Origin of the sequence: Hyunsoonleella rubra (assembly GCF_042684665.1) — a bacterium.
Lineage (GTDB): Bacteria > Bacteroidota > Bacteroidia > Flavobacteriales > Flavobacteriaceae > Jejuia > Jejuia rubra.
In genome coordinates this window covers 1-17,113 of sequence record NZ_JBHULY010000015.1, presented here as the reverse complement: position 1 = coordinate 17,113, position 17,113 = coordinate 1, and the positions used below count along the sequence as shown (strand labels likewise).

17 protein-coding genes and 3 tRNA genes are annotated in these 17,113 nt (G+C 35.9%); 12 read left to right on the top strand and 8 right to left on the bottom strand.

What is annotated here, in order from left to right; translation table 11 throughout:
• Positions 1-408 precede the first annotated feature (408 nt).
• A tRNA-Arg gene (locus ACFSR8_RS08245) sits at positions 409-482 on the bottom strand.
• Between the two features lie 83 nt (positions 483-565).
• Here ACFSR8_RS08245 and ACFSR8_RS08240 point away from each other — a divergent pair.
• A complete protein-coding gene (locus ACFSR8_RS08240; protein ID WP_380290911.1) occupies positions 566-1,195 on the top strand; it encodes a Crp/Fnr family transcriptional regulator in 630 nt (209 codons plus the stop codon).
• A 103-nt stretch (positions 1,196-1,298) separates the two neighbouring features.
• Here the strand turns inward: ACFSR8_RS08240 and ACFSR8_RS08235 are convergent, their stop codons facing one another.
• Positions 1,299-2,342 carry an FKBP-type peptidyl-prolyl cis-trans isomerase gene (locus ACFSR8_RS08235; protein WP_380290909.1) on the bottom strand — a complete coding sequence of 348 codons (1,044 nt, stop codon included), beginning with the start codon at positions 2,340-2,342 and terminating at the stop codon, positions 1,299-1,301.
• A gap of 80 nt (positions 2,343-2,422) precedes the next feature.
• On the opposite strand from ACFSR8_RS08235, the gene ACFSR8_RS08230 reads away from it, so the two are divergent.
• Both ACFSR8_RS08230 and ACFSR8_RS08225 read left to right on the top strand, forming a co-directional pair.
• Positions 2,423-2,794: an RNA-binding S4 domain-containing protein gene (locus ACFSR8_RS08230; protein WP_380290913.1), complete on the top strand. Its 372-nt coding sequence runs from the start codon at positions 2,423-2,425 to the stop codon at positions 2,792-2,794.
• Between the two features lie 30 nt (positions 2,795-2,824).
• Complete coding sequence (locus ACFSR8_RS08225) at positions 2,825-3,328, top strand: phosphoribosyltransferase family protein (protein ID WP_380290907.1); 504 nt, start codon at positions 2,825-2,827, stop codon at positions 3,326-3,328.
• Here the strand turns inward: ACFSR8_RS08225 and ACFSR8_RS08220 are convergent.
• Positions 3,320-3,841, bottom strand: coding sequence for a shikimate kinase (locus ACFSR8_RS08220; RefSeq protein WP_380290905.1), 522 nt, complete (start codon positions 3,839-3,841; stop codon positions 3,320-3,322). The two genes, ACFSR8_RS08225 and ACFSR8_RS08220, sit on opposite strands and share 9 nt — an antisense overlap.
• A 138-nt stretch (positions 3,842-3,979) precedes the next feature.
• Between ACFSR8_RS08220 and ACFSR8_RS08215 the strand changes: the two genes are divergently transcribed.
• Both ACFSR8_RS08215 and ACFSR8_RS08210 read left to right on the top strand, forming a co-directional pair.
• Positions 3,980-4,055: transfer RNA gene (locus ACFSR8_RS08215), tRNA-Lys, on the top strand.
• A gap of 55 nt (positions 4,056-4,110) precedes the next feature.
• Positions 4,111-4,195: transfer RNA gene (locus tag ACFSR8_RS08210), tRNA-Leu, on the top strand.
• Positions 4,196-4,199: 4 nt separating this feature from the next.
• On the opposite strand, the gene ACFSR8_RS08205 is transcribed toward ACFSR8_RS08210, so the two are convergent.
• Positions 4,200-6,440 carry a tetratricopeptide repeat protein gene (locus tag ACFSR8_RS08205; protein ID WP_380290903.1) on the bottom strand — a complete coding sequence of 747 codons (2,241 nt, stop codon included), beginning with the start codon at positions 6,438-6,440 and terminating at the stop codon, positions 4,200-4,202.
• Positions 6,441-6,680: 240 nt separating this feature from the next.
• Between ACFSR8_RS08205 and ACFSR8_RS08200 the strand changes: the two genes are divergently transcribed.
• From ACFSR8_RS08200 to ACFSR8_RS08180, 5 genes are read left to right on the top strand one after another with little or no spacing between them, the layout of a single operon-like run.
• A complete protein-coding gene (locus ACFSR8_RS08200; protein WP_380290901.1) occupies positions 6,681-7,583 on the top strand; it encodes a MerR family transcriptional regulator in 903 nt (300 codons plus the stop codon).
• A 44-nt stretch (positions 7,584-7,627) separates the two neighbouring features.
• A complete protein-coding gene (locus ACFSR8_RS08195; RefSeq protein ID WP_380290899.1) occupies positions 7,628-9,091 on the top strand; it encodes a phytoene desaturase family protein in 1,464 nt (487 codons plus the stop codon).
• Positions 9,092-9,094: 3 nt separating this feature from the next.
• A complete protein-coding gene (locus ACFSR8_RS08190) occupies positions 9,095-9,934 on the top strand; it encodes a phytoene/squalene synthase family protein (protein ID WP_380290897.1) in 840 nt (279 codons plus the stop codon).
• Between the two features lie 10 nt (positions 9,935-9,944).
• Positions 9,945-10,397: a beta-carotene hydroxylase gene (locus tag ACFSR8_RS08185; protein ID WP_380290895.1), complete on the top strand. Its 453-nt coding sequence runs from the start codon at positions 9,945-9,947 to the stop codon at positions 10,395-10,397.
• Positions 10,398-10,403: 6 nt separating this feature from the next.
• Positions 10,404-11,546, top strand: a complete 1,143-nt coding sequence (locus tag ACFSR8_RS08180; RefSeq protein WP_380290893.1) for a lycopene cyclase family protein — start codon at positions 10,404-10,406, stop codon at positions 11,544-11,546.
• On the opposite strand, the gene mazG is transcribed toward ACFSR8_RS08180, so the two are convergent.
• Positions 11,543-12,316: a nucleoside triphosphate pyrophosphohydrolase gene (gene mazG, locus ACFSR8_RS08175; RefSeq protein ID WP_380290891.1), complete on the bottom strand. Its 774-nt coding sequence runs from the start codon at positions 12,314-12,316 to the stop codon at positions 11,543-11,545. The two genes, ACFSR8_RS08180 and mazG, sit on opposite strands and share 4 nt — an antisense overlap.
• 258 nt (positions 12,317-12,574) lie before the next feature.
• Here mazG and ACFSR8_RS08170 point away from each other — a divergent pair, with 258 nt between their 5' ends.
• Positions 12,575-13,801 (top strand): tRNA modification GTPase, encoded by a 1,227-nt coding sequence (locus ACFSR8_RS08170; protein ID WP_380290889.1) that lies wholly within the window; start codon positions 12,575-12,577, stop codon positions 13,799-13,801.
• Between the two features lie 348 nt (positions 13,802-14,149).
• Positions 14,150-14,470, top strand: coding sequence for a YtxH domain-containing protein (locus tag ACFSR8_RS08165; protein WP_380290887.1), 321 nt, complete (start codon positions 14,150-14,152; stop codon positions 14,468-14,470).
• A gap of 152 nt (positions 14,471-14,622) precedes the next feature.
• Here the strand turns inward: ACFSR8_RS08165 and ACFSR8_RS08160 are convergent, their stop codons facing one another.
• From ACFSR8_RS08160 to sqr, 3 genes are read right to left on the bottom strand one after another with little or no spacing between them, the layout of a single operon-like run.
• The gene (locus tag ACFSR8_RS08160; RefSeq protein ID WP_380290885.1) at positions 14,623-15,096 is read right to left on the bottom strand and encodes a DsrE/DsrF/DrsH-like family protein; all 474 of its coding nucleotides are present in this window, start codon (positions 15,094-15,096) and stop codon (positions 14,623-14,625) included.
• Positions 15,097-15,127: 31 nt separating this feature from the next.
• Positions 15,128-15,436, bottom strand: coding sequence for a TusE/DsrC/DsvC family sulfur relay protein (locus ACFSR8_RS08155; protein ID WP_380290883.1), 309 nt, complete (start codon positions 15,434-15,436; stop codon positions 15,128-15,130).
• Between the two features lie 12 nt (positions 15,437-15,448).
• Complete coding sequence (gene sqr, locus ACFSR8_RS08150; protein ID WP_380290881.1) at positions 15,449-16,681, bottom strand: type III sulfide quinone reductase, selenoprotein subtype; 1,233 nt, start codon at positions 16,679-16,681, stop codon at positions 15,449-15,451.
• Between the last annotated feature and the right edge of the window lie 432 nt (positions 16,682-17,113).

Sequence of the window (17,113 nt, the reverse complement as noted above, 5' to 3'; positions counted from 1 at the left end):
CAATTTACTGATTATCAGTAAGATGAACAACTTTTTTCTTTTAAATCATAATGCACAACGGGTTAAATTATTTAATAGTTTGTATATAGAATCAAACTCTTTTTATTTAATCCGGATATCATCTCCTCTATTTTATTTTAAGAAGCTCTTTCGCTATTTAGTCATAATCAGGCTTACCTCAATAACTTATTTTTAAGGTATGCTTATAAACTAATAACCAATACATTCAAAAGAGGTGAATTTTTAAAAAACAAAAAACCCAAACAACTGTATTACAGATGATTGGGTTAATTATTTATGACCTCGGCAGGATTAAATATCCTGACAAAGCTCCGCTTTGAAAAACGAAAACTCCAGCTTATAAATTCATTCAAGATTGATTTAACGCTGGAGTTTTCGTTTTATTCGTGACCTCGGCAGGATTCAAACCTGCAACCGCCTGAGCCGTAATCAGGTATTCTATTCAGTTGAACTACGAGGCCCTTAAAAGTGGGTGCAAATATACATTATTTATTAAAACTCCTCCAAACTTTTATTTCAATTTTATAAATGATTATTTTTGAATATGACAGGGACTTTACTCCATCAAAATTTTAAAGACATACTCGATGATGCGCTTATCGAGGAGATTGAAGCCATAGGAAAATTAACTACTTATAAAGAAGGTGATATTATTATTGACATTAACCAACATTTGAGTCATATTCCGCTATTACTGGATGGCAATATCAAAATATTGCGAGAGGATTCTGAGGGCAACGAACTACTCATTTACTTTTTGGAGGCTGGCGAAACCTGCACCATGTCACTTACCTGTTGTACTGGTAAATCTAAAAGCAAAATAAGGGCTGTAGCTGAAAGAGATTCTACATTGATGATGATTCCAGTTCAGTATATGCAAAACTGGTTTCATACCAATGATAGTTGGCGCAATTTTATTCTGGAAAGCTATCAAGTCCGGTTTGATGAAATGCTTGAAACTATTGACAATATTGCCTTTATGAAAATGGACGAACGCCTTTATAAATACCTTATAAACAAGGCTGAATTACACGGTTCCAGTACGGTTAATGTTAAGCATCAAGAAATAGCTGAGGATCTACACACCTCCCGTGTAGTTGTATCTAGGCTTTTGAAGCAACTGGAAAACAAAAACAAAATAAAACTAAACCGTGGCAAAATAGACATGATTTGATTTTAAACAATTATGTGTTTAGGTCCAAGAAAAGAATCTAGGAAACAAAAAACTCGCAACGTTTATTTTGCGAGTTTTTTATTTTTTTTTAGCTGAAAGAAACCTAGATGTTATCCTCTAAATAATCGGGAGTACCGTTATCGTCAGTATCCGTAAATTCAATTATAGTTGCCACATAATTGTTATTGAGTACATCTTTATAAACCCGAACTCGTTCCTCATCCTTGTTTAGGATTGCGTTTTCAACTTCAGCCTTTGTTCCCGTAATGGTTCTTACCTTAATCTCGTCCTTAGTCAAAATCCCATCTCCATCATCATCAGGATCAATAAAATCCCATAAACCATTATTATCAGTGTCATCATCTTTTTCATTTTCATCCGCAAACACCACAAATTGGTCTAGGAATTGACTGTCCGCTGGGTCCTTCAATATTTTTTCTAAATGTGAAGGAATACCATCATCATCAAAATCAGTGAAAAAGTTCTGCAACAGCTCAAACTTAAAAATGAGCGGGGAATAAGCTGGAATTTTCGATCTGGACTCGTTAAAATATGCAAGTCCTGAAGGCATAAACATCACCCCCACACCATGGTTTTCGTAATTTATAAGACCACCATCCTCCGTAAAATTTTCGGCAGACTTAAAATCAACCAACGCCTTTTTCCAACCATCAATAACAGATCCAATGGTTCTGCCATCGCCTACCAAGTTAAAATCAGTAGGAGTTACAGCGCTATCGAAAATTGTTCCATCCAAAAGAAATCCTTCATAATGCACCCTTACCTTATCTGAAAAATTAGTGGTTTCACCACCCCCTTCATTGAGTTTCAAAATATAAATCTCATAATCGGTATCAGCAAACCTTACGGGTTTGATATCAACGGAGTCTATCAGCCTTGCATTTCCATCAGGGGTATCACTAATGATTAAATCTGCAATTTTCGGGTTGGGGTTATTTACAAAAGCCGAAGCATTGTAATAATGCGTAGTAAGGTAATCCACCAACATTCCATTATCTATACTCTGCTGTTCATCCCTATCTGCAATCGGTATTGAAATTACACCATTTCCATCATCATCATCCTTACAGGATATTAGGGCCAATGTTGCCAATAATATCAAAAAACCGATTTTTCTAAAACTCATTATTGCTTATTTTTGGGGCGCAAGATACAATTTTAATGATATCTTGTGCAACAACATTAACGCAGTTTTTACAAGATTGTATGCGGATTGACAAGTATTTATGGTGTACGAGATATTACAAAACTAGAACTTTGGCTACTACCGCCTGCAAAAAGGGGCAGGTAAAGGTAAATGACGATGTAGTGAAACCCAGCAGGGAGGTTTACCCCCAGGACAGGATTGAGCTTCGCAAGACTCAAATTAATTATAAATTGAAAGTAAACGACATCCCTCCCAATCGAGTTTCGGCAAAATTGGTAGACATTTACCGTACGGATTTAACACCCAAAGAAGCATTTGAAGCCAAAGAGCTTTTAAAATATTCTAAAGACTATTATCGCAAAAAAGGAACGGGCCGACCGACCAAAAAAGATAGACGCGACATTGATGATTTTACCATTGAAAATGACTAATTTTAAACTTTCAAAATAACCCGGTACCACATGGAATTAAAGGACAACGTTATTCTAAACCATAGTGAAATTCAACATAAGATTAGACGGATAGCTTTTCAGATTTATGAAACGAATGTTAATGAAACTGAAGTTATTATTGCCGGAATAGACAGCAATGGCTATACACTGGCTAAAAAACTGAAGGCCATGTTGGAAAAAATTTCAGATATCAATCCGGTACTATGTAAGGTAAAAATAAATAAAAAAGCTCCACTGGAAGCCATTGACACTTCGCTTCCTCCTGAAGAGTACTCCAATAAATCGGTTGTTTTGGTGGATGATGTACTTAATTCTGGTACTACCTTGATTTATGGCGTGAAACATTTTTTAAGTGTTCCGATGAAACAGTTCAAAACTGCGGTTTTGGTAAATAGGAACCACAAAAAATATCCTGTAAAAGCAGATTTTAAAGGTATTTCCCTGTCCACCTCGTTACACGAACATGTCCAGGTCAATCTTTCCGGAAAGGCAAATGAAGTAATTTTAGAATAGCGCTAAAATTATATCCTCAACAATTTCTATTTTTTCTTTATAATCTGTAACGATATGGATTTCAGCCTTGCTGTAAAACTGGGACCTTTCGAACAAATGTTTTCCAATGAATTCGGTCATCAATTCCTCAGATTCAATGTGCGCAATTAATGGACGTTTTGCTTTTTTCTTAAACAATTTTTGCGATAAAAACGGCAATGAACCTTTTAGATAAATTGAAGTTGCATTTTCGGCATTCAAAATGGCGTCCATATTATTTGCGTAACATGGTGTACCACCCCCTAAGGATAAGATGGTATTTTCCTCAAGCTTCAACAAATCTTTTAGATACTCGGTTTCCTTTTTTCTAAAGTAGACTTCACCTTTGGTTTTAAAGATTTCGCTAACCGAAATACCTTCCCTTTCTTCAATAAAATCATCTAAATCGATAAGATTATAGTTTAACTTTTCAGCCAAAATCCTACCAACGGAGGACTTACCAGACCCCATATATCCTAATAAAACTATGATCATTTTTATGCTATAAATTGATTACTAAAAACATAGATAAACAGGCTACAAAAAAACGAAAAATTATATTAGAAAACCCATTGTTTTATTAATTAAACATTATATATTTGCACCCGCTAACGGGAATTTGCCGATAGTTTTGACCGGGTAGCTCAGTTGGTAGAGCATCTCCCTTTTAAGGAGAGGGTCCTGGGTTCGAGCCCCAGCCCGGTCACCAAAAAAAGTTAAGCAATATAGCTTAACTTTTTTTATTTTAGCATACTTCAAAAAAAGCACACGTGGCGGAATTGGTAGACGCGCTGGCTTGAGGGGCCAGTATCCGTTTAGGATGTGGAAGTTCGAATCTTCTCGTGTGCACTTTCTAATTCATAGAACTCAACTGGCTATAAAAAGACTGATACTGCTGATTATTGGGAAACATTTCTACCAATCGTCTGGCAATATTTTTAGCTTTAGAAATTTCCCCATCTTTTTGATAGATATAGGCTAGAACATAAAGCAAACTTTCATTATTCGGTGCTATTTTTAGACCTTTTACGGCAGTGTTTTCAGCCTTTTTCAGGTCGTTTGTCTTATCATAAAGCAAGCTTAGATTGTAATAGAACCTAACATTTTCTGGCATGTAGCCAATAGCAAGCTCCATTTGCTTTAAAGCCTCTTCGGTTCGGTTGAGCTCAGCCAATAACAATGCATAGGAATAATACGTTTGTCCAAAATCGGGCTCCTGCTGGATAATGGTTTTAAAAGCCACTTCGGCCTTTACCACTTCATTATTTCGATAGTACAAATTCGCTAGATTGGTGCGAATCATATTGTTCATGTTATCAATTTCCAAAGCTTTTTCTAGCCACTTTATGGCATTTGTCACATCCCCTTTTTTCAAATAATAATTGGCCTTTTTGGCTCTTCCCCCACTAAAATCCGCCGTCACTCTAAGGTGGTCATTAAATTCTTTTTGGACCTTTTTGTAGGCATCTTTATACTCTTCTGGAATTTGCAGTTCATTCAAGGATGCGATCGCTAAAAATGCTTTTGTTCGTACCGAACGTTTTTCGTCCCTCAAAAGCGGTAAAAATGAATTCGCGTAATCCGTCGTATTTAAATCGTTGAAAGCATCAATAGTTGCACCTCGCACCAAGGGAGATTCATTATCCAAAAATCGCAACAATTCGTCAATGGATTCCTGGGTAACATAACTGCTCATGGCCCTGACCGCTGAAGCCCTAGCTATTTCTGGGTAAATCGTGTCTTTTGATAGCTCCATTAGTTTCTCCAAACCGTGCGGATCTCCTGTTAAAGCAAGAGCCAATAAATCAGAAAAATGTTTGTGCTTCGGAACGCCATATGTCTTTTTATAATTTTCCCATGCCCACTTGTCGTCTTTGTCCGTATGGCATTGTACACAGGCATTAGGTGTTCCATATTTCAAACTCAAATCAGGTCTGGGAATCCTAAAACTGTGATCCCTCCTATAATCGTTGCCCATGTAAATCTTTCCAGTCATGTGGCAATTGATACACTGGGAGCCCTCTGAATTTGCCTCATGAAAATGATGTGCTGGTGCACCATATGTTTTGGTGTCATGACATTGAGCGCAAAGCTGATTACCTTCAAATCTTAATTTCAGCGAGTGCGGATTGTGGCAATTGGTACAAGTTACATTATTTTGATACATTTTACTTTGAAGAAACGAACCATACACATAAACCTCATCCAAAATTTGTCCATCCGGGTGATACAAATTATTCGCAATTAACTGAGGGTAATAATGGTCTAAAAACGTACCTTCAAAATTGAAATGTTCCGAAATCTGCTCTCTCCTTACATGGCATCTGGCACACTGATCAACCAATTCCTTTGGAGGCGTATTCAAAGTCATTTTTAAATCACCATCAAATTTATACTTTGAACCTTCGGCATTTGCTTTTTGCACATGTGTTTTTCCTGGGCCATGACAGGCCTCGCAACTTACGTTAATCAAGGCGTATTTAGTATCATAACCATGGGATTCCATATTATAGTTCTTTCTAACGTTGGTGGAATGGCAATCAGCACACATATTGTTCCAATTCAATCCACCACGGGACCAATGTAACCACTCGGAATGCACCACCTTAAAATCTGGGTACAAATCAAACCATTTGCCCTTTTCAGTGTCCCAAGCCGTTCGTAGGCACTGATAATGCCCATCGGGAAATTTTACGATATACTGCTGTAACGGTGCGACACCGAAAGTATACTCTATTTTATAATCGTGGTACTTACCATCCCTACCTTCCGTATTTACAAAGAACTCACCATCCTTTTTATAGAATTTTGAAGTCACCCCTTGGCTGGAAAATGATGCATCATTGAAATCACCCAAGATCGTAGAATCTGTTGCAATTTGCATTGCCTTATCGTGATGGGAGCCTTTCCAATCTTTGAATTGATCTTGATGACAAGACTTGCAGGCCTTATCACCTAAAAAATGATTGTCGGGAATAATTTCAGGGGAAACATAAATGTTGTCAGGGCCTGTCGATGCCTCCACATAATCACTTCCTTTATCCTTACAGGATATAAAAACTATAAAAATAATTAATGAAAAAAGGGTACGCATAAAGGCCGCGAAGTTAAAAGATTATCGACCAAAAGTATGGAATTAAACCCCCTGAAACAAAGCATTTACCTTAAATATGATGCACTGGAAAACATCTGTCTAATGCACATCAACTTATGATTTAATCAAAAAATCATATGATAAAACCCCTTTTTTTTTGATTTTTTTCAATTTGTCAACTCTTTTTTATTGTTTTCTCATAAGATATTTGTAATTTTGTTTAACTAAAATCTGTTTTTGATGAACAATATACAGGTAAATTTCAGCATAAAAGACCTCGAAAATCTAACGGGCATAAAGGCGCACACCATTAGAATATGGGAAAAGCGTTATAATTTATTGCAACCAGATAGAAGTAATACAAATATTAGAAATTATAGTTTGGCCAGTCTCCAAAAACTGCTAAACATCTCTTTTTTAAACAATAACGGCTATAAAATTTCAAAAATTGCCAATCTTAGTGAAGAGGATATTCCTATTAAAGTTCGGGAAATCGCTTCGAGAGCGAAGGTGGAAGACCATGCCATAAACGCATTCAAACTATCCATGTTAAATTTCGATCAGGTATTATTTTACAATACGTATAAGAATCTGATTGAGAACAAATCTTTTGATACCATTTTTTATGATGTGTTTTTGCCATTGCTCAATGAAATAGGGTTACTTTGGCAAACCAGTACTATCACTCCGGCACACGAACACTTTTTATCCGTGCACATCAAGCAGAAAATATTATTGAATATTGAACGCTTGCAAATCCTTGAACCCAAACCAGTAACCAAAACCTTTATTCTGTTTTTGCCAGATAATGAGGTACATGATATTGGTTTGTTATTCATTAATTATCAATTGAGAAGCAAGGGATATCATACTATATTTTTAGGTGAAAGTGTACCAATGGATAGCCTTGTGAGTGTTTTGGAATTCTTCAATGAAATTACTTTTGTAACTTATTTTACAGTAAATCCCGAGGCAAAAGAAATCCCCGGATATTTCAAAGAATTTGAACAACTACTGCTCAATAATGACAAAACCAACCTTTTAGCTTTGGGCCCAAAATTATCAACCATTGAAGACGATTTTCAGCTTCCGGACAGCGTTAAAATCTATGATTCTATCGAAAACTTAGTTAAAGATTTATAAAAACTTTTATTTTGTTTAACTTTTGATTACATTTGTTGAACAAAATGAAAACAACAGTATTTGTCATAGGATCAGGGTTCTCGTCATTAGCCGCTTCATGCTACTTGGCAAAGGCAGGCTACAACGTTACCATCTTTGAAAAAAATGCTACCATCGGTGGTCGCGCAAGGCAATTAAAAAAAGACGGTTTTACTTTTGATATAGGCCCTACTTGGTATTGGATGCCCGATGTCTTCGAGCGGTTTTTTGCCGATTTCGATAAAAAGCCTTCAGATTATTATCAACTAGAAAAGCTAAGTCCCGCCTACAGAGTGTACTTTGGAAAGGATGACAGTATCACCATTGAGGATTCTTTGGAAAAAATTAAGAATACCTTTGAAAACGAGGAAAAAGGCAGTTCCCAAAAACTTCAAAAGTTTATGGACGATGCCCAAAGTAACTACGATATTGCCATAAAAGATTTAGTTTACAATCCAGGTGTTTCACCACTCGAACTGGTAACTCCAGCTACCATAAAAAAAGTCGGCCAGTTCTTCAGCAATATTAAAAAGGATGTACGCAGAGACTTTAAGAATGACAGGTTGGCCAAAATTCTGGAATTCCCTGTGTTATTTTTAGGTGCGAAGCCCAGCGACACGCCTTCATTCTATAGTTTCATGAATTATGCTGATTTTGGTTTGGGTACGTTTCACCCTAAAAAAGGAATGTATCAAGTCATTCTTGCCATGGAACAATTGGCCAAGGAATTAGGAGTGACTATAAAAACGAACGCTCCCATTGAAAAAATTAATATTGAAAACGGCCAAGCTAAAAGCCTGATTTCAAATGGAGAATTACATCATGGCGATATCATCGTAAGTGGCGCAGATTACCATCACACTGAAACACTTTTAGATAAAGTATATAGACAATATCCCGAATCCTACTGGAATAAAAAGACCTTTGCTCCCTCTTCACTCCTATTCTATGTTGGTTTTGATAAGAAATTGAAAAATGTTGAGCACCACACTTTATTCTTTGATGTGGATTTTGATGCGCATGCAGAAGCTATTTACGACGACCCCAAATGGCCTCAAGAACCTTTGTTCTACGCAAGTTTTCCAAGTATAACGGATGAAAGCAGTGCGCCCAAAGGCAAAGAAGCGGGCATATTTTTGATTCCACTTGCCCCCGGAATTGAAGACACCCCTGAATTGAGAGCTCAATATTTTGAAAAGATTATTGAAAGATTTGAAGCATTGACTTCGCAAACTGTAAAAAATGATATTATCTTTAAAGAGTCCTTTTGTATAAATGACTTTATTAAGGATTACAACTCTTATAAAGGAAACGCTTACGGGATGGCGAATACCCTAATGCAAACTGCTTTTTTGAGGCCTAAATTAAAAAGCAAAAAAGTGGATCAACTTTATTTTACAGGACAATTGACGGTTCCTGGCCCCGGTGTACCCCCGTCATTGATTTCCGGAAAATTGGTTTCCGAATTAGTAATAAAAAACAACAGTTAAGCTATGAAAGCACTTTTTGACACCGTTTCGTACCAATGTAGCAAAGTCGTTACTAAATCGTACAGCACCTCATTTTCTTTAGCTACCAAAATGCTGTCCAATACCATCAGGATGCACATTTATAACATTTATGGCTTTGTGAGGTTTGCAGACGAAATTGTGGATTCCTTTCATGAATACGACAAAGCAACCTTATTTGAAAGTTTCTCCAATGATTTGGAGAAGGCTTTGCAAGATAAAATTAGTTTGAATCCAATTTTAAATGCTTTCCAATATACCTTTCATAAATATGAGATTGATAAAAACCTAGTTGATGCTTTCATGAAAAGTATGCGCATGGATCTTCATAAGAAAGATTACTTAACTGATGAGGAATACAAGGAATACATTTATGGATCAGCTGATGTGGTTGGGTTAATGTGCCTAAAGGTATTCGTAAAAGGTGATGAAGAAAAATACAATGACTTAAAAGGAATGGCAATGTCTTTAGGATCGGCATTTCAAAAGGTAAATTTTCTACGAGATATTAAAGCCGATTTTGATGATTTAAACCGAAGCTATTTCCCGAATGTAGATCTAAATAATTTGGATGAGCACTCCAAACAAGAAATTATAGATGACATTGAAAGAGATTTTGAAGAAGGTCTTAAAGGGATCAAAAAACTCCCTATAGAAGCTAAATTTGGAGTATTTATGGCTTATCGCTATTACAGACAACTTTTAAAAAAACTGAAAAAAACACCTGCTTTACAAATTAAGGATACCCGCATTAGAGTGTCTAATCCAAAAAAAATTGAGTTATTAATGCGCAGTTATGTAAAATATCAACTAAATTTAATGTGATTTTTTAGTTATGCATACTTTACTTTGGATTTTGTGTTTTTTAAGTGCGTTCTGCATAATGGAATTTATGGCGTGGTTTACCCATAAATACATCATGCATGGTTTTTTATGGCACTTACACAAGGACCACCACCATAAAGACCACGACAGCTGGTTTGAACGTAACGATACGTTTTTTATTTTCTATGCCATTGTTAGCATAACCTTCGTTTTGCTCTGGAAATACACCTCGTTTTGGCCAGGTTTGCCCATAGGTATTGGCATTTTTGCTTATGGCCTGTGTTATTTTTTAGTGCATGATATTTTTATACATCAGCGTTTTAAAATATTTAGAAATGCCAACAATTGGTATGCTCGGGGCATAAGACGAGCTCATAAAATCCACCATAAACATTTGGGCAAGGATGATGGAGAATGCTACGGCATGCTGTTCGTCCCCTTCAAATACTTCAAAAGCAAATAATACTCAATGTCGGGTAACACGCATTTTGACTATGTCATTATTGGTAGTGGTTTGGCAGGGCTACAACTGGCTTTAAAAATGGCTTCTGACTCCTTTTTCGATGACAAGACAATTGCCTTAATCGACGCCTCGAAAAAAAATAGCAACGACAAAACATGGAGTTTTTGGGAAACGGAACCCTCGCAATGGAACCACATTTTGCACCAGTCTTGGAAACAGGCGAAGGTAATAACTTCCAAAAATGAAATGGAAATGAATTTATCGCCGTATGCATACAAAACTATCAGAGCCATTGATTTTTACAAGTATGCGAAATCAACTTTGGAAAACCATCAAAACTTCCAGTTTTTAGTGGATGAAGTGGTGTACACGCACGAGGATTCAAAGGTTATTGTGAAAACAAAAAAACGTTCTTATACGGCAGAACATGTATTTGATAGCAGGATTCCTGTTGAATTTTATAATAACAATAAGAGCTTAAATATCAACCAACACTTTAAGGGTATCGTCATCAAAACGGAACGAGAAGTATTTGACGCTAAAAGCTTTACCATGATGGATTATCGGCTTAAGGATGGCGAACAAACCTCCTTTACTTATGTACTTCCTTTTTCAAAACATGAGGCGTTGGTGGAGTTTACATATTTTACGGAGCACATTGTTGAAACATCAGTCTATGACGGGTTCCTCCAAACGTATATCAAAAAGTACCTGAAAATTGACGATTACAAAATCATTGAATCTGAACAGGGCAATATTCCGATGAGCACTTTTCCTTTTGATAAATTCAACACGGAAAAGATAACGAAGATTGGTACCGGTGGTGGCTGGGTAAAACCTTCAACAGGGTACTCCTTTAAGCATACTGAAAAAAAAGTGGCCAAGGTTCTGGATAACATCAAAGCCAACAAAAGGCCATCTGATAGTCTTTTCTCGAAAAAATATAGATTTTTTGACACTGTGTTCCTTAAAGTTTTAAAAGAGGAAAACCATAAAGGTGAATGGATTTTTAATCAGTTTTATAGTAGAAACAGGCCAGCGAGTATGTTCCGATTTTTGGACGAAGAATCTAGCGTTAAAGAGGAATTGAAAATTATGGTTTCGCTATTTTCTTGGAGTTTTGTAAAGGCTTTTTTTAAAACGCTTTAGAGCCTTTTGGCCTCCTCCCAAAACACGTCCATTTCTGCTAAGGTCATTTCTTTTAAGGGCTTATTTAGGGATTTGGCTTTCGATTCTAAATATTGAAAGCGTTTTGAGAATTTTTTATTAGTACGCTCCAAGGCATTTTCGGGGTTGATATTTAGGAAACGTGCATAATTCACCATCGAGAACATCACATCTCCAAACTCGCTTTCCATAGCCTCTTCATTACCAACCTTTACCTCATGCCGAAACTCAGACAATTCCTCCTGCAGTTTCTCCCAAACCTGTTCAGGTTTTTCCCAATCAAAGCCCACTCCAGCTACTTTCTCCTGAATTCTATTGGCTTTTACTAGCGCTGGTAAACTCCTTGGCACACCCTCCAAAACACTTTTTTTTCCTTCTTTTAATTTAAGATTTTCCCAGTTACGTTTGACATCGTCTTCATTTTCTACTTTAACATCACCATAGATGTGTGGATGCCGGTTGATCAACTTTTCGCAAATGGTGTTACACACATCCGCGATATCAAAATCTTGGGTTTCACTTCCAATTTTTGCGTAAAATACAATATGCAACAAAACATCGCCCAGTTCCTTTTTCACCTCCTCTAAATCATTATCCAAAATGGCATTGCCTAACTCATAGGTTTCCTCAATGGTCAAATGCCGTAAGGTTTCCATGGTTTGTTTTTTATCCCATGGGCATTGCTCCCGCAGTTCGTCCATAATGGTTAATAATCTATCGAAAGCTTTGAGTTGGGCTTGTCTGGAGTTCATGATTTATATTTTCCGCTAAAATACAATTTTGATTTGCTTGCATGAATGACTGAGGCCTAAAGTAATTTTTAAAAGCATATAATTCTCTAAAATCTCGTTAATCAAAAACAGAGAGAATCATCCTTTAAATTCTACTAAAAAAGTAAGCTGTTTATTTTATCCGGAGAAAGAAAAAACTCTATATTTGATGTATTAACTTAAATGTTATTAGACTGATTGTTTTTATAACTCAATAAACGGCACTAAACTAAATCTAAAATGACTAAACAAATAACTTTACTCTTCTTTTTAATTTTTGGGCTATATGGTTTTACGCAAAAATCATTTCTACAAGGGTATTATATCAATAACTCTAATGAAAGAGTGGACTGTCTTATTAAAAACGGTGACTGGCTAAATAACCCCACCCAGTTTGAATATAAACTTTCTGAAAATTCAGAAGAAAAAACCCAATCAATTAATTCCGTAAAAGAATTTGAGGTTATTGGCGTATCAAAATATGTGAGACAGAATGTCGATATCGATAGATCTAGCACACTAATCGATGAAATGGATTATGATAAAAATCCTGTTTTTAATAAAGAACAACTGTTTTTAAAGGTATTGATAGAAGGGAAAGGAAATTTATATTTATATGAAGACCGTGGCTTGATAAGGTATTTTTTTAATCAAGACCTTACGGATGTGAAGCAACTAGTCTTCAAGAACTATCTAACAAAAGATGGACAAGTAGCCAAAAACCAACACTTCAGACAACAACTATGGAATGCCTTAAAATGCGAAAGTATTTCCATGAACCAGGTCGCTAAAATAAATTACAGGCAATCAGAATTGATTAAGTTTTTTGTAAAATACAATGAATGTACAAATTCAGAATTTGTCAATTATAAAACCAAACAAAAGAAGGATTTATTTAATTTAACTCTTCGTCCTGGCGTAACAATTTCTTCATTGGGTTTAGTCGGCCCAATTAGCGAGCCTTTTAAGTTTAAGGAGGATTTAACTTCTTTTAGGTTCGGGCTTGAAGCTGAATTGATCTTGGGATTTGATAACAATAAATGGGCTATAATATTGGAGCCTAACTACCGACAGCTTGAATCAGAAGCTACAGCAATTGCTAATAGAACCACCGGAGAGGAAGCATATGCAAGAATAAATCATAAATCCATACAAATTAATTTAGGTTTACGACATTATATGTTTTTAAATAAAAACTTAAAACTCTTTGCCAATGCTTCATTGGTTTATGATTACAACTTAGACTCCTCAATTGTGGTTACCAGAGGAGCAAATGATTCCCCTCCTTTTTTTTCAGCCGAAGTTCAACCTCATTATGCTCTAGCTTTGGGTATAGGTTGTAAATATAAAGAAAGATATAGCTTAGAACTTAGGTATATACCCAATAGAAATATTTTAACTAGATATTTGAATTGGGGCGCAAAACTTTCATCGGTATCTATGGTAATCGGGTATTCTATGTTTTAAAATTTAGCTAGTGAAAACGTTTACGTTAGCGTGCCTATAGCTATCGTAAGAGCGGCATGTTAGCAATCCCTAATCATGACGTTTCGAGAGAGAGAGAGAGAGAGAGAGAGAGAGAGAGAGATTGAATAGTGAAATATTTATTTTTCACGAATTCTTTGATTTAGAAACAGAAACCACCGAGGTAAAACCCGCCCCCTCCTGATGACTCTCGGGACTAGAGGGTAACAACCTAAACAATTTCAACCTTAATTCTCCCCTTAAATATCTGACACTGAATTTGTTTGTAACATTTCGGAAGTTTTTGCTACTGATTAGTAAAACAAGTTTAATATTTAAAAGAAAAGTAAAATGATTCATAAAGGTGCATTAGTTTTAGGTGTATTAATTGGCGCTGGTGTAGGCGTATTGTTCGCTCCCGAAAAAGGGGAAGTTACCAGAGATAAGCTTAAAAAAGAAGGAGAAAAAATAAAGGACCAAATAACCAAGGATTTTACCGAGGTTAAAGAGGATGTATCAAAAGCCACTAAATCCGGTAAGGACAAATTTAAGAAAGAGGCAAAGGATTTCGCCTCCAAAGCGAGTTTTAAAGCCGAAAAAGCAATTACCTTTTTAGAAAAGCAACTGGCAATTCTCAAGGAAAAAAATAAAACGTTGCAACAAACGAGTTAGAGAGTCTACTAACATAACGCCATAGGAGGAAGACCCAATAGAAACCGGGGCAACGCATAAGCCCTACGCTATCGAGAAATTAACGCTCTAAGCTAGAGTTTGCCTCACCATAACTCGAATCGGAATCTTAGGCAGAACCAAGCTGTACATCCTTATATGAAAACTACCTGGCAGCCTTCCTGGTCTGCTCGGTTATAAAAATCGCCAATGGTTAGAATACCATCTAATTCATCGATAAGGTCTTCTCGTTTTAAGTGGAACATGTCTATGGCCAATTTACATCCCCATAACTTACATCCAGAATCTGAAAGAATTTCCAAAAACTCTCCAATTGGAGGCATATCCAATTTTTCCATTTCTTTTTTCATCATCTTTGTGGCCAATGCTTCTACCCCCGGTAAACCACCTAGCATTGTTGGAATATGCATCCCAGGATTACCAACTGTGGCTACATGTAAATGTTCCAGTTTTTTCTTTTGGATAGCTTCAAGTCCAAAAAAAGTGAAAAATATTTCTGATTCTATGCCCTCCATTCTTGCTCCATTTGCCATAACAAAAGCCGCGTAGGCGTTCTCGATTGTTGCCTTGGATAATATAAAAAGCATCTTTCTTACTTTAGTTCCCATGATTTCAATATTTTATAATTCTTAAATTCATTTAAATACAGCTTTTGGGTTTGGGTACTCCGGCAATTTTGGTTGATATTTTTAATGGTCCTCCTGGAAATAAATGGTAAAACTTCTTGACGTCTATTACCCCACTGCGCTTTATCCCTCTAATGGACAGTTGAGTTCCAGCGTTCACTTTTTCCTGAATCCAATCCACTACTTCCCAATGGCTATTGGTCATTTCGATGTTATGCTCCTTTGCTATTTCATTGCCAACAGCTTTATTCCATTGTGAGAAATCGGTTAAATACCCTTCTTCATTTACATCTATTTCCTTTTCTGCGATGAACTTTTTCATTTTGTATAATAATTAGTTTAACTTTTTTCCTTTTGTGCTCATATTTCTTCCAACAAATGGTATTGAAATACCTTTGAGCAACATATTCCAGTACACCCACCTGAAGGCCAGTTTTCCCCAATGGTTAATAACACTTTCTTTTAAAAGCTTTAGCGGCCCGAACCCAGCTATGGGGAAAGTTCCTTCCACTGGTTCATGTTCATAATTAAAATCGATTATCAATGCTTTGTTGTTACCGGTTTCGATGAAACAGTTGGAATGCCCATCAAATTCTTCTTTTAGTGGTTCTCCCTTAATATAAAGCAATATATTATCCGTTAAAGTTTCGGCTTGAAAGTGTGCGACCGAGCCTGCCTTGGATGCCGGTACATTTGTGGCATCTCCGATAACAAAAATATTTTGATATTCTAGGGATTGTAATGTATGCTGATGGGTTGGAACGAAATTAAGATCATCCCCCAATCCGGAACGCCCTATAACTTCATCACCCATATTGGTGGGCACCGTTACCAATAAATCATATTCAATTTCATTGTCAACGTAGTCTATAATTTTATGATGTTCATAATCCACGCGTTCAATTGCGAAATCAATTTCGAGTTTTATATTTTTCTCTTTCAAAAGATAACTCAATGATTTTGAACACTTTTCTTTGGTAAAGGCTCCTGACAAAGGTGTTACATACGTGATATCAACTTTATCCCTTATGTCTTTTTTCTTAAAATACGAATCGGCCAAAAAGGCAAATTCCAATGGGGCTACTGGGCACTTAATGGGCATTTCGGTAATATGAACTACTAATTTACCGCCCTGCCAGGTTCGTAACTTATTTCTTAAAGCTACAGCACCTTCATAAGTATAAAAGTCAAATATGGATTTGTACCACTGCGGGCCGTTCATGCCTTCAATTTCGTCTGGAGCGATCTTGGATCCTGTAGCTATAATTAAGATATCGTAATTCAATATCTCGTCTACAAGGGCCACCGTATTGTCCTCGGGGATAACCCTTTCAATCTTTTTTTGAATATAATGTACCGCTTTAGGGATATATTTCTTTCCCTCTTTTTTAACTTGCTTTTCGGAATAAATATCAAACGGAAGAAATAAAAATCCAGGTTGATAGTAATGCGTCCTATATTGATCTACAATGGTAATCTTCCAATCTTTTTTGGGCAATTTTGAAACCAAATGATTGGCCATCATAGTTCCAGCTGTTCCTGCTCCTAAAATCACTAAATTTTTCATTTTTACACTCAATTTAAAGTTGTAATTTGAATAAAATGAATAGTTCATTTTGCTATTGTAAAAGTACAAACCAACATCGTTTTAAAAAATGATAAAAGTCATGTAAACACTTATGTAACAAAGGTTACAAAAGATTAACATCTCAAAAAAAGAGCTAAAACCGGTATCGATTAATAGCTCAAAAAACAATAATAACATGGGAAAAATGATGAAAAAAATCAAAACTAATTAATTGGGTATATTGATCATTTTAATTGAACGCAAACAGCGTAAATAGTGAAATATATAATCCATAATCTTCACTTAAATACAACTCGGGTTGCAATCCCTAAATTTTGATATATTTAAGTATAATCATATTTAATAATACCCGTTGTGCATTATGATTTAAAAGAAAAAAGTTGTTCATCTTACTGATAATCAGTAAATTGT

Bases quoted from the DNA above. Each gene is read 5' to 3' on its own strand.
- ACFSR8_RS08195 (WP_380290899.1), top strand. From the start codon at position 7,628: ATGAAAACAACAGTATTTGTCATAGGATCAGGGTTCTCGTCATTAGCC.
- ACFSR8_RS08190 (WP_380290897.1), top strand. From the start codon at position 9,095: ATGAAAGCACTTTTTGACACCGTTTCGTACCAATGTAGCAAAGTCGTT.
- ACFSR8_RS08170 (WP_380290889.1), top strand. From the start codon at position 12,575: ATGACTAAACAAATAACTTTACTCTTCTTTTTAATTTTTGGGCTATAT.
- ACFSR8_RS08160 (WP_380290885.1), bottom strand. From the start codon at position 15,096: ATGGGAACTAAAGTAAGAAAGATGCTTTTTATATTATCCAAGGCAACA.
- mazG (WP_380290891.1), bottom strand. From the start codon at position 12,316: ATGAACTCCAGACAAGCCCAACTCAAAGCTTTCGATAGATTATTAACC.
- ACFSR8_RS08220 (WP_380290905.1), bottom strand. From the start codon at position 3,841: ATGATCATAGTTTTATTAGGATATATGGGGTCTGGTAAGTCCTCCGTT.
- ACFSR8_RS08165 (WP_380290887.1), top strand. From the start codon at position 14,150: ATGATTCATAAAGGTGCATTAGTTTTAGGTGTATTAATTGGCGCTGGT.
- sqr (WP_380290881.1), bottom strand. From the start codon at position 16,681: ATGAAAAATTTAGTGATTTTAGGAGCAGGAACAGCTGGAACTATGATG.
- ACFSR8_RS08185 (WP_380290895.1), top strand. From the start codon at position 9,945: ATGCATACTTTACTTTGGATTTTGTGTTTTTTAAGTGCGTTCTGCATA.
- ACFSR8_RS08180 (WP_380290893.1), top strand. From the start codon at position 10,404: ATGTCGGGTAACACGCATTTTGACTATGTCATTATTGGTAGTGGTTTG.
- ACFSR8_RS08155 (WP_380290883.1), bottom strand. From the start codon at position 15,436: ATGAAAAAGTTCATCGCAGAAAAGGAAATAGATGTAAATGAAGAAGGG.
- ACFSR8_RS08235 (WP_380290909.1), bottom strand. From the start codon at position 2,342: ATGAGTTTTAGAAAAATCGGTTTTTTGATATTATTGGCAACATTGGCC.
- ACFSR8_RS08240 (WP_380290911.1), top strand. From the start codon at position 566: ATGACAGGGACTTTACTCCATCAAAATTTTAAAGACATACTCGATGAT.
- ACFSR8_RS08230 (WP_380290913.1), top strand. From the start codon at position 2,423: ATGCGGATTGACAAGTATTTATGGTGTACGAGATATTACAAAACTAGA.
- ACFSR8_RS08225 (WP_380290907.1), top strand. From the start codon at position 2,825: ATGGAATTAAAGGACAACGTTATTCTAAACCATAGTGAAATTCAACAT.
- ACFSR8_RS08200 (WP_380290901.1), top strand. From the start codon at position 6,681: ATGAACAATATACAGGTAAATTTCAGCATAAAAGACCTCGAAAATCTA.
- ACFSR8_RS08205 (WP_380290903.1), bottom strand. From the start codon at position 6,440: ATGCGTACCCTTTTTTCATTAATTATTTTTATAGTTTTTATATCCTGT.